Origin of the sequence: Variovorax sp. dw_954, from assembly GCF_018449755.1 — a bacterium.
Taxonomy (GTDB): Bacteria; Pseudomonadota; Gammaproteobacteria; order Burkholderiales; family Burkholderiaceae_C; genus Variovorax.
Genome location: NZ_JAAVVD010000045.1, coordinates 21,175 through 29,997, shown reverse-complemented (window position 1 = coordinate 29,997; position 8,823 = coordinate 21,175). Strand labels below are relative to the sequence as shown.

7 protein-coding genes are annotated in these 8,823 nt (G+C 63.9%); 3 read left to right on the top strand and 4 right to left on the bottom strand.

Features of this window, described 5'->3' with window-relative positions; translation table 11 throughout:
- Both HB681_RS36415 and HB681_RS37880 read left to right on the top strand, forming a co-directional pair.
- Positions 1-2,221: error-prone DNA polymerase (locus HB681_RS36415; protein ID WP_213959772.1), on the top strand; the 2,221-nt coding region annotated here is incomplete at its 5' end.
- 142 nt (positions 2,222-2,363) lie between these two features.
- The gene (locus HB681_RS37880) at positions 2,364-3,269 is read left to right on the top strand and encodes a hypothetical protein (RefSeq protein WP_218628402.1); all 906 of its coding nucleotides are present in this window, start codon (positions 2,364-2,366) and stop codon (positions 3,267-3,269) included.
- 148 nt (positions 3,270-3,417) lie between these two features.
- On the opposite strand, the gene HB681_RS36405 is transcribed toward HB681_RS37880, so the two are convergent.
- A complete protein-coding gene (locus HB681_RS36405; RefSeq protein WP_256354561.1) occupies positions 3,418-4,104 on the bottom strand; it encodes an NYN domain-containing protein in 687 nt (228 codons plus the stop codon).
- 320 nt (positions 4,105-4,424) lie between these two features.
- Between HB681_RS36405 and HB681_RS36400 the strand changes: the two genes are divergently transcribed.
- Positions 4,425-5,735 (top strand): IS1380 family transposase, encoded by a 1,311-nt coding sequence (locus HB681_RS36400; RefSeq protein ID WP_213959770.1) that lies wholly within the window; start codon positions 4,425-4,427, stop codon positions 5,733-5,735.
- A 171-nt stretch (positions 5,736-5,906) separates the two neighbouring features.
- On the opposite strand, the gene HB681_RS36395 is transcribed toward HB681_RS36400, so the two are convergent.
- The 3 genes from HB681_RS36395 to HB681_RS36385 all read right to left on the bottom strand — a co-directional run bounded on the left by HB681_RS36395 (position 5,907) and on the right by HB681_RS36385 (position 8,733).
- Entirely contained in the window at positions 5,907-6,095 is a 189-nt protein-coding gene (locus HB681_RS36395) for a hypothetical protein (RefSeq protein ID WP_213959769.1), read from the bottom strand.
- A gap of 450 nt (positions 6,096-6,545) precedes the next feature.
- A complete protein-coding gene (locus tag HB681_RS36390; protein ID WP_213959768.1) occupies positions 6,546-7,046 on the bottom strand; it encodes a hypothetical protein in 501 nt (166 codons plus the stop codon).
- A gap of 280 nt (positions 7,047-7,326) precedes the next feature.
- The gene (locus HB681_RS36385) at positions 7,327-8,733 is read right to left on the bottom strand and encodes a hypothetical protein (RefSeq protein ID WP_213959767.1); all 1,407 of its coding nucleotides are present in this window, start codon (positions 8,731-8,733) and stop codon (positions 7,327-7,329) included.
- Between the last annotated feature and the right edge of the window lie 90 nt (positions 8,734-8,823).

Here is an 8,823-nt window from a genome sequence, read left to right as displayed (position 1 = left end):
TTTCCTCACGGTCGCGGACATCGTGCACTGGGCACGGGGGCGCGGCATCCTGTGCCAGGGCCGTGGCTCGGCCGCCAATTCGGCGGTCTGCTACTGCCTCGGCGTGACCGAGGTCGACCCTGCACGCATGAACGTTCTGTTCGAGCGCTTCATCAGCGTCGAGCGCAAGGAGCCGCCGGACGTCGACATCGACTTCGAGCACCAGCGCCGCGAGGAAGTGATGCAGTACATCTACAGGAAGTACGGGCGCGACCGGGCGGCCATCACCGGCGTGATCACGTCCTACCGCACGAAGTCGTCGCTGCGCGATGTCGGCAAGGCGTTGGGCTTTGCGCTGGACACTGTCGAGCGCGTGGCCAAGAACGCCTATGGCAACGAGAAGGAATGGATCACCGATGCTTGTCTAGTCGAATGCGGCCTCGACCCGTCGCAGAGCGAGGTCCGCTTGTGGTTGGCCCTGGCCAACGAGGTCCGGGGCTTCCCGCGCCATCTGAGCCAGCACACGGGCGGCTTTGTCATTGCACGCGACAAGCTCAGTCGCTTGGTGCCGGTGGAGAACGCGGCCATGGACGATCGCACAGTGGTGCAGTGGGACAAGGACGACTTGGATGCGTTAGGCCTGCTGAAGATCGACGTGCTGGCCTTGGGCATGCTGACGGCGATCCACCGCGCCTTTGACCTGGTTGCCGGCAAGCTGGGGATTCCCTTCGGCATGCAGCACGTGCCGCCCGAGTGCCCCGTCACCTACGCCATGATCCAGAAGGCCGACACGGTGGGCGTGTTCCAGATCGAGAGCCGCGCCCAGATGTCGATGCTGCCGCGGCTCAAGCCCGAGCGCTTCTACGACCTCGTGGTCCAGGTCGCGATCGTGCGGCCCGGACCGATCCAGGGCGGCATGGTGCACCCCTACCTGCGACGACGCGCCGGCGAGGAGCCGATCGAGTACCCGAGCGACGAGATCAGGGTGGCGACCGAGCGGACGCTGGGCGTGCCGCTGTTCCAGGAACAGGTGATGCAGATCGCCATGCTGGCGGCCGACTTCACGGCCGGCGAGGCCGACCAGCTGCGCCGCGCCATGGGCGCGTGGCGCCGCCGCGGGGGCCTGGAGCCGCATCAGCAGAAGCTGGTCAGCCGCATGCTGGCCAAGGGCTACTCGCAGGAGTTCGCCGATCGCATCTCCAAGCAAGTCGAGGGCTTCGGCAGTTACGGTTTCCCGGAAAGCCATGCGGCCAGCTTCGGCCTGCTGGTCTACGTGAGCTGCTGGCTCAAGCGCCACCATCCGGACGCCCTCCTTGCCGCGTTGCTCAACAGCCAGCCGATGGGTTTCTATGCGCCCGCGCAACTGGTGCGCGATGCACGCGAGCACGGCGTCGTGGTGCGGCCGGTCGACGTGACGGTGAGCGACTGGTTCAGCACGCTCGAGGAGGAGGCGCAGGAGACCCAGGAGACCCAGGCACAGCAGACATCGGGATCACCCACTCGCTGGGATGCGCGCTTCGAGGAACCCTTGCGCGCTGTGCGCCTGGGCATGTCCCGGATCTCGGGCATGCGAGAAGCCGTCGCGTTGCGTCTCATGGCCGAGCGCGCGAAGTCGCCGTTCGCCAGTGTGGAGGACATGGGCCGGCGAGCCGGGCAGGATGCGCACGACCTGCGGTGCCTGTCGGCAGCCGATGCGCTGCGCAGCCTCGCAGGCTACCGGGCCAACGCGGTCTGGGAAGCCATCGGTGTCGAGACACGGCCGACCGAAGTGCTGCGCGATGCGCCGACGCTGGAGGCGCCTGTCGAGTTCCGCCCACCCACCGAGGGCGTCGACATTGCCGACGACTATGCGTCGATGGGCCTGACATTGCGTCGCCACCCTTTGGCGCTGCTTCGTGCCAGGCTCACTGGTTGGGGCATCCGCACGGCGGACGACCTTCGGCGCAACGCTCGGGACAAGGAGCAGGTGCGCGCAAGCGGCATCGTGACGCACCGGCAGCAGCCCAGCACGGCCAGTGGGGTGATCTTCGCAACACTGGAAGACGAGACCGGCACCGTCAACATCATCGTCTGGCCGAGCGTGGCCGAGGCGCAGCGCGCCGCCCTCAGGGGATCGATGTTGCTCAGCGTCCAGGGCATGTGGCAGTCCGAAAAAGGGGTGCATTCGCTGGTCGCTCAGAAGCTCGTCAATCACGACCGGTTGCTGGGGCGCCTGCGGGCTTCGAGTCGGGACTTCAGATAGGGCCTCACGCTGGAGCCACGAGGGAGACGCAGTTGCGATACCCAGACCTCGGGCAAATCCTGAGAGGGATACGACAGCGCGGCGCGATGCCGCCGCCACACAATGGAGGTTGAAGACCTTGGACCTTGACTTGCTTGACCAGATGCAACTCGACATCTTCGAAGACAGCCGCGACGTGATGCTCAGGAACGACGTCACACATGCGCTCGAGCAGCGCGACGCACTCGGCGCTCGATCGGCCTGCGACCGCCTTGCGCGGGACTATCCCGCCGACGATAGCCTGCCCGCACTGCTGGCCCTCGCGCGGTCCATTGAAGCAGGTGACCTTGGCCAGCCACAGGCCATCGGCGACCACGAAGCATTGCGCGCCGCGCGCAAGATGCTGGAATTGACCATCTGCCCTGCTGCGCAGCGTGTCTTCGACCACGGCGGTGCAAGCCGTTGGCTCCGGACAAGCTGGCAAGACTTGGCCCGACGCGCCGGCGCGCTACCCTTCGATGCGAAGAGCCCCCAAGACCATGCCGCTGCCCTTTGGCTCCGTGCGGGCGCCTGGGAAGACGCGGCGCAGTCAGTCGCATCTATCGAATCATGGCGACGGATACCGACGCCGCTCGCCTGGATGGCCGAGGCCCGCTTGCACCTGCTCGGTCTGCGCGCGACCTGGCCGCTTTTGGCGGAGCTGGGCTGGTTGTCGCCCACGCTGCTGGAAAGCCTTGCCCAGCGCTCGCCCGACCCGCTCTTGCCCCAGTTGATACGCAGTTTCGAGGCCAACTTCAATGCCGACGTCGACGCGATCCAGGAAGGCGGCGCCGACATCGTTGAACTGAGTTGGTTTGCGGCATGGGTGCTGACCGAGCGCCCCGTGTTTCGGGGGCACTTGGCGCTCGCCCAGGCCTCGCAGCACAGCGCGCCGGAGCGCGCAATGCGTCTCATGGTCGAACTGCTCGGCCTGGAGCGGCAGGGCCGCCACGCTGACATCGTGCTTCGACGAAAAGAGTTGCGTGACCTTCAGCCGTCGCTGTACGCGGCGTACATGAAGACGCGCTGAGGATGGTGTCGGGCGACTTGGCCCCCATGTCCCTGTTCTCCCGATGTGCAAGACACTTCCGGCTCTCGAGATGGACCGCGCTCAGAACGTTACTAGCACGACAGAAGCAGAGATTGCCTGTGACCGCGCGGCGACAACGTGCTCCTTCCTACCAGTGGGACGGCTTGCTGACTGGCTTTTTCCTGGAAGGGACATGTGTCGGCAGTTGAGCGGCGGCAAGCTCCTCGTCCCGAATGTGATGACGCACCCAGTCGGCGAGCGCGGTCAGGCGCTTGTTGGAATACACGCCCTCCTCCTTTGCGCTTTCGCGAAGCGGCGTCACGAGCCCAATCACGATGCCTGGGGCGTCGGAACGGACCATCTGCAACGCAGGCTCGAGATCACTGTCGTTCGAACAGACCACCAATTGCTCGCATTGCGAACGCGTGGCGTCGCGATAGATGTGCAAGGCCAAGTTCACGTCGGTCTGCTTTTCTTCGATCATCCAGACTGGGTGCAATTCGACTTTGTTCGGAGGCTGCCCCGGGACGTGACGGGGAAGGGACGAGGTCCCGAGGATATGGAAGCCCTGGATGACTTCGATGAGAAGGGGATGCCTGAGCAAGAGGGCGCGGTGATACCGCTTTTGAGCGGACTCCGAATCGGCACCGTGGCGAGCGTAGGACGCCTTGATGGGCGCCGTGAAGAACTTGACCGCCACCACATTCGCTGACGGATCCTGCACGGCGAGGATGGCATCGCGAAAAAGTGCAACCACGTCAAGCCACTTGAATGGTGACCCGCGCAGGCGCGAATAGTAGAGGTTGTAGCCGTCGATGTAGACCGTGGTTCTCAATGCGATCGCCAGATATGAAAAAACCACCCGGAGGTGGTTTTTTCGCCCTAAGCGAGAGCCAACCGAATGACACTGCGAAGGGATTGTGCGTCGATTTTAGCACGTCTGCCGGACGCCAGTGGTGACGCAACGCCGCGTAGGGCGGGAGCCGAAAGATGAGGCCATCTCGGCATCGCGCTGCGCATGTCGGCGGCGTGCTGCCGAACTGACGGCACTGACTGCCCCGCTAGCCCGGAAATTTCACCAGTACAGGGTCGGCAGCCTCGTGCCGGAGCGCGTTGACATTGGTATCTGACGCCAATTTCAACCGAGGACTGCCGATGCCAAAGTGTGCCGACCGGGTGATGGATTTGGGGCGCTTGGGTCGGCGCATCATCGAGGCCAATTTCGAGGGCGGCGACATCGGTTCGGACGGTGGCGTGTTGCTGCTACGGCGCGTGGATGAGCGCATCGGGTTGAGTCGCGCAGCTGCGGCAGTGCTCGGTGATCCACGCGATCCGACGCGCATCACGCACACCCTGCGCGACTTGCTTGCACAGCGCATCTACGGCCTGTGCTGCGGCTACGAAGACCTCAACGACCATGACGTGTTGCGCTCGGACTTGCTGATGCAAACGGCCGTGGGAAGGGTCGATGCGCTGGCCAGTTCGCCCACGCTCAGTCGCCTGGAGACACGCGCCACGCGAGCCCAGGCGGTGGCCTTGCATGGCGTGCTCATCGAGCAATTCATCGCCAGCCAGAAGATCGCTCCCGAAGAACTGGTGCTGGACATCGACGCCTCGGACGTGCCGCTGCACGGCGCCCAGGAGCTCAGCGAATTCCACGCTTACTACGACCGTCACTGCTATCTGCCGCTGTACGTGTTCTGCGGCCAGGCCATGCTCGCGTGCGTGCTGCGACGCAGCCGCATCGACGGTGCGAAGAACGCCGCAGCCGTCATCAAGCTTCTGGTGCGGCGGCTGCGCCAGGCGTGGCCCGAAGTGCGCATCATCGTGCGCGGTGACTCGGGCTTCTGTCGCCAGCGCCTGCTGCGCTGGTGTGAACGCTCGGGCGTGAACTACATCGTGGGTCTTGCGCGTAACGCACGGCTGGAAGGCATCGTGCAGTACGCTGAGGCGATGCTGGCCGATGAGTACGCGCGCACCGGCGTCAAGCAGCGCCTGATCGACGAGTTCGTCTACGCGGCCGACAGCTGGGACATCGAACGACGCGTGATCACGCGGCTGGAGCACGGTGTACAGGGCAACAACCCGCGCTTCGTGGTGACCGATCTCCAGGGCGATGCCGTACAGCTGTATGAGCGGCTGTACTGTGCCCGCGGCGAAGCCGAGAACCGCATCAAGGAGGCGCAACTCGACCTGTTCGGCACGCGGGCGAGTTGTCACCGCTTTGCGGCCAACCAGCTACGCTTGCTGCTGGCGGCGTTGGCCTACACGTTGATGCAGCGCCTTCGAGAACTTGCCCTGAAAGGCAGTGAGCTGGAGCGCGCCACCGCGGCCACGATCCGCGTGCGGCTGCTGAAGATCGGAGCGGCCATCGTGCGCAACACGCGCCGTGTGCGAGTGCTGCTGGCCTCGCATCACCCGCTGCGCAGCGTGTTCCTCAGCGCCGCCCAGGCGCTGGCCCCTTGAGCCTTATCCAGTGCTGTCCCCGGCACGCTGACAAACAATGGGGGTAAGGGGGCGTTGTGTCCAAAATCGGCCACGACTCCATCCAGTACCCCGCATCGCTTGCAAGGCCCGACAAAAAACCGTTCGCAGTCTCAATCGGCGTCGCGTCCGACTACCGATGAAAAGTCCGGGCTAGCGCAGGTCGTTCCATCTTGTCGGGTCGTCCGCGCCCTCATCACCCCACGTACAGCGCCCACAGCGCATGCTGTGGTACACGGTCCGGCCATCCTTGACGGCGGTCACGACAGGTGCGGAGTCGCAATTCTCGCAGCGACTCAGGTAGTCCGGCTCGAAGCCATCGATCTGTGTAATTTCATCCATGGCGCGTTCATACCACGTCGACCGGTCGTTGCTGTGACCAAGGACCAGGGCCACTTCGCCGTGATTCGCCTTTGCGGATGAAGCCTTCAGCGAGCGAAACGATGTCCAACGTGACTCGAGAGCAGTGACGAGGTGGTTTGCAGCTGTGGCCGAGCCCAGTCGAGAAGCTCACGCTGCGGGACATGTGGCTCGGGGGCCGTCGGCATTGGGAGCGGAAGAGACGACGAGGCCTCAAGTTTGTGCCCATGGCTTACTCATGACGTCGAGGATGTCGGGTTGACGTGAAGAGGGACCAGCCCATTCACATCACCAAGCGCGCGTTTGGGAGATTGAATACATCCTCAAAGCCGCGGGCGAAATCGTGATCTCGCCCCCTTTTCGTCGCGCGCTCGATACGCCTGTGTGACCCTCCCCTGCCGGACCGCGAGAAGCGGAAGCTTTGTCGTCTGATTAGATGCTGTCCCAGACCGATTGCGATTGCACCACCTGGATGAACCGCCGAGATGTGAAGCCTTGCGGGTACAGCGAGCCAGGCGCACTCGGATGCATCCCGCCCAACAGACCGGCCGGGTCGTACAGCAGGCCACGGTCGTCGCGCAATGCAATGAGGATCTCCTCGAGGGAAATTTTCAGGAACCCGGCGAAGCGTTGATGGTCGCATTCAATCGAGGTGTCGACGATCCATCCGTGCACCTCGCATGCCTTCGCACCCGCTTCCAGCCCGAGGTCCGCGGCAAGTGCGCCTTCCGCCCGCAGTTCGGCCGTCACCGCCTTGACCTTGCGTTGCAGTTGGCGGCCGGCTTTGCGCAAGGTCGAGTTGGCATGGAACCAGGCATCGCGTTGCGACATTCGCATGAACGTAGATTTCACCTCCAGCACGAGCACGAAGCCATCGAGCGCGCAAATGATGTCGACCTCTCCCGCATCGCCATGCGTCGCGCGATCTGGCATCCAGTTAAGTCGCACCGAGAACCCGCGCGCCGCAAGCGCACTCCCGAGCTTGGCCTCGATTCGCTCGGTCTCCGCACGAACTCTCCGCGGCCCTGTCCGAGCCGGCGCAGGTTGTTGATCGCTGCAGTGCTGTTGTTCTGTACGCCAACGAGCCAGGGAAGCTGAACGAGACAGGGCCCGAACTTCAGGAACGGGCGTTCGAACAGTTCGGGATGCGGCTCGCGGTCTGTACCCTGGCGCATCCTTGATGCGAGGGCACTCCAATCGCTGGTCCAGAAGTTCAGAATCCGTGCTGCCATTGCCGCGTTGCCCTCGGGAGCTTCTGGCGTGACGGCCCATCCGGTGATGTTGGCAATCTTGCTGAACGATGGGACCAGGTCAGCGGAAAGCGATTCTGAAAACCTTGGCGCACTCCGTCCTCGGCCAGTCGCCGGAGCGAGACCCTCCAGTTGCCAGTGGCCCTGTAGTGCCCCATGAAAGCTTCCATGAAGTCGCGCTGGAAGAACGCCGACGTCAGCTCGAGCGACAGCAGCGCCTGGAACAGATCCACCTCGTCGCCGCTGTCGGTGGTCACGCGCTCCGCAACGCCGTACACCTCGGTCAGTCGAAGGCGTGTGCGGATGGCGCGCAGGTACGCCAGCAGGTTGGCTTCATCATTTTCCGGGCGCCCGAGGGTTCGGTTGGCTAGCGGCAATCGCTCGAATTCTTCGACGGCTCGATAAAACCAGTATTCATGCAGACGGGCGAGCTTGCGGCTGTCGCGCTCCCAGACCGCAAGCCGGTCGTCATCGACCGTCTCGATATCCAGCACCTCGCCATGTCGGACGAACCGGATGCCGTCGTCATAGCTGTACGCATCCGCGGAAAGCGAGACGAACTCATTGAGTTCGATCTGCGCTTCGAGCAACGCGCGGAACGCGCCTCGGACCTGGTGCCCCGCGGCCGGTGCGCCCTGCAGCACTGGCCCGAGGTAGCGCGCGAGCGATGGCGCCATCGCCGCGTCATCGAGTCGCAGATCCTCGGGGCGAGCCGTGCCGAGTTTCCAGAGCAGGATGTCGTTGATCGCGTGCCACGCGCCCTCCTCCGCCGACATCGCTTCGTCCCGGCGAACCGCCGAGGACATGCCCATCGGCACAAGGTGCTCGAAGGCATAAAGGCTCGCAAGGATGAGAAGTTCGAACGGGGTCGTGTCGGCCAGTGCTTCCTGCCACCTGGCGACCTCCTCGGTGCGCGCAAGATGCGCCACCGAAAAGATTTCGAGCACCCGGTTCAACTCTTCGATGTCAAGGTGTCGGGCGGCGACGCTCTGCAGGTCAAGGCGATGGCGCGAAGCCGCGCGCAGGACCAGACCGGACCGACGCACTGCCGTGCACAGCGTCTCCGGCGCCACATCGGCAATTCGCGACAAGAGGGTCGCATTGAAAATCTTGTCTTGTGCGAAGTAGCGGGCCAGTGCGAGAGTCAGCAGTTCGGAGCGCCAAAGTTCGGCCGGAAGGTCGTGCGAAGCAAGGATTGCCCAGAAATCCTGATCGCGCTGTCCCGCGGTGATCTTGTGCTTGCCACGCAGTTTCGGACTGCCGTCAAGGTACGCCGTTGTACAACGCTCGATGTTGTCCTGAAGGGATCGAGCGTTGGCGTCCCCGCCTTGGAACCATCGGGCGTAAAGATTCGCGGCGTCGGTGCTCATTGCGGCCACTTCATCGTCACACGCATTTCTTCTCTTCAATTCAATAGGCTTTGCGAGGACGTATGCGGTCCCAATCAATGATTCCCTGCC

Coding starts and splice junctions, on each gene's coding strand:
- HB681_RS36395 (WP_213959769.1), bottom strand. CDS start 6,095: ATGGATGAAATTACACAGATCGATGGCTTCGAGCCGGACTACCTGAGT.
- HB681_RS36390 (WP_213959768.1), bottom strand. CDS start 7,046: ATGCCAGATCGCGCGACGCATGGCGATGCGGGAGAGGTCGACATCATT.
- HB681_RS37880 (WP_218628402.1), top strand. CDS start 2,364: ATGCAACTCGACATCTTCGAAGACAGCCGCGACGTGATGCTCAGGAAC.
- HB681_RS36385 (WP_213959767.1), bottom strand. CDS start 8,733: ATGAGCACCGACGCCGCGAATCTTTACGCCCGATGGTTCCAAGGCGGG.
- HB681_RS36400 (WP_213959770.1), top strand. CDS start 4,425: ATGCCAAAGTGTGCCGACCGGGTGATGGATTTGGGGCGCTTGGGTCGG.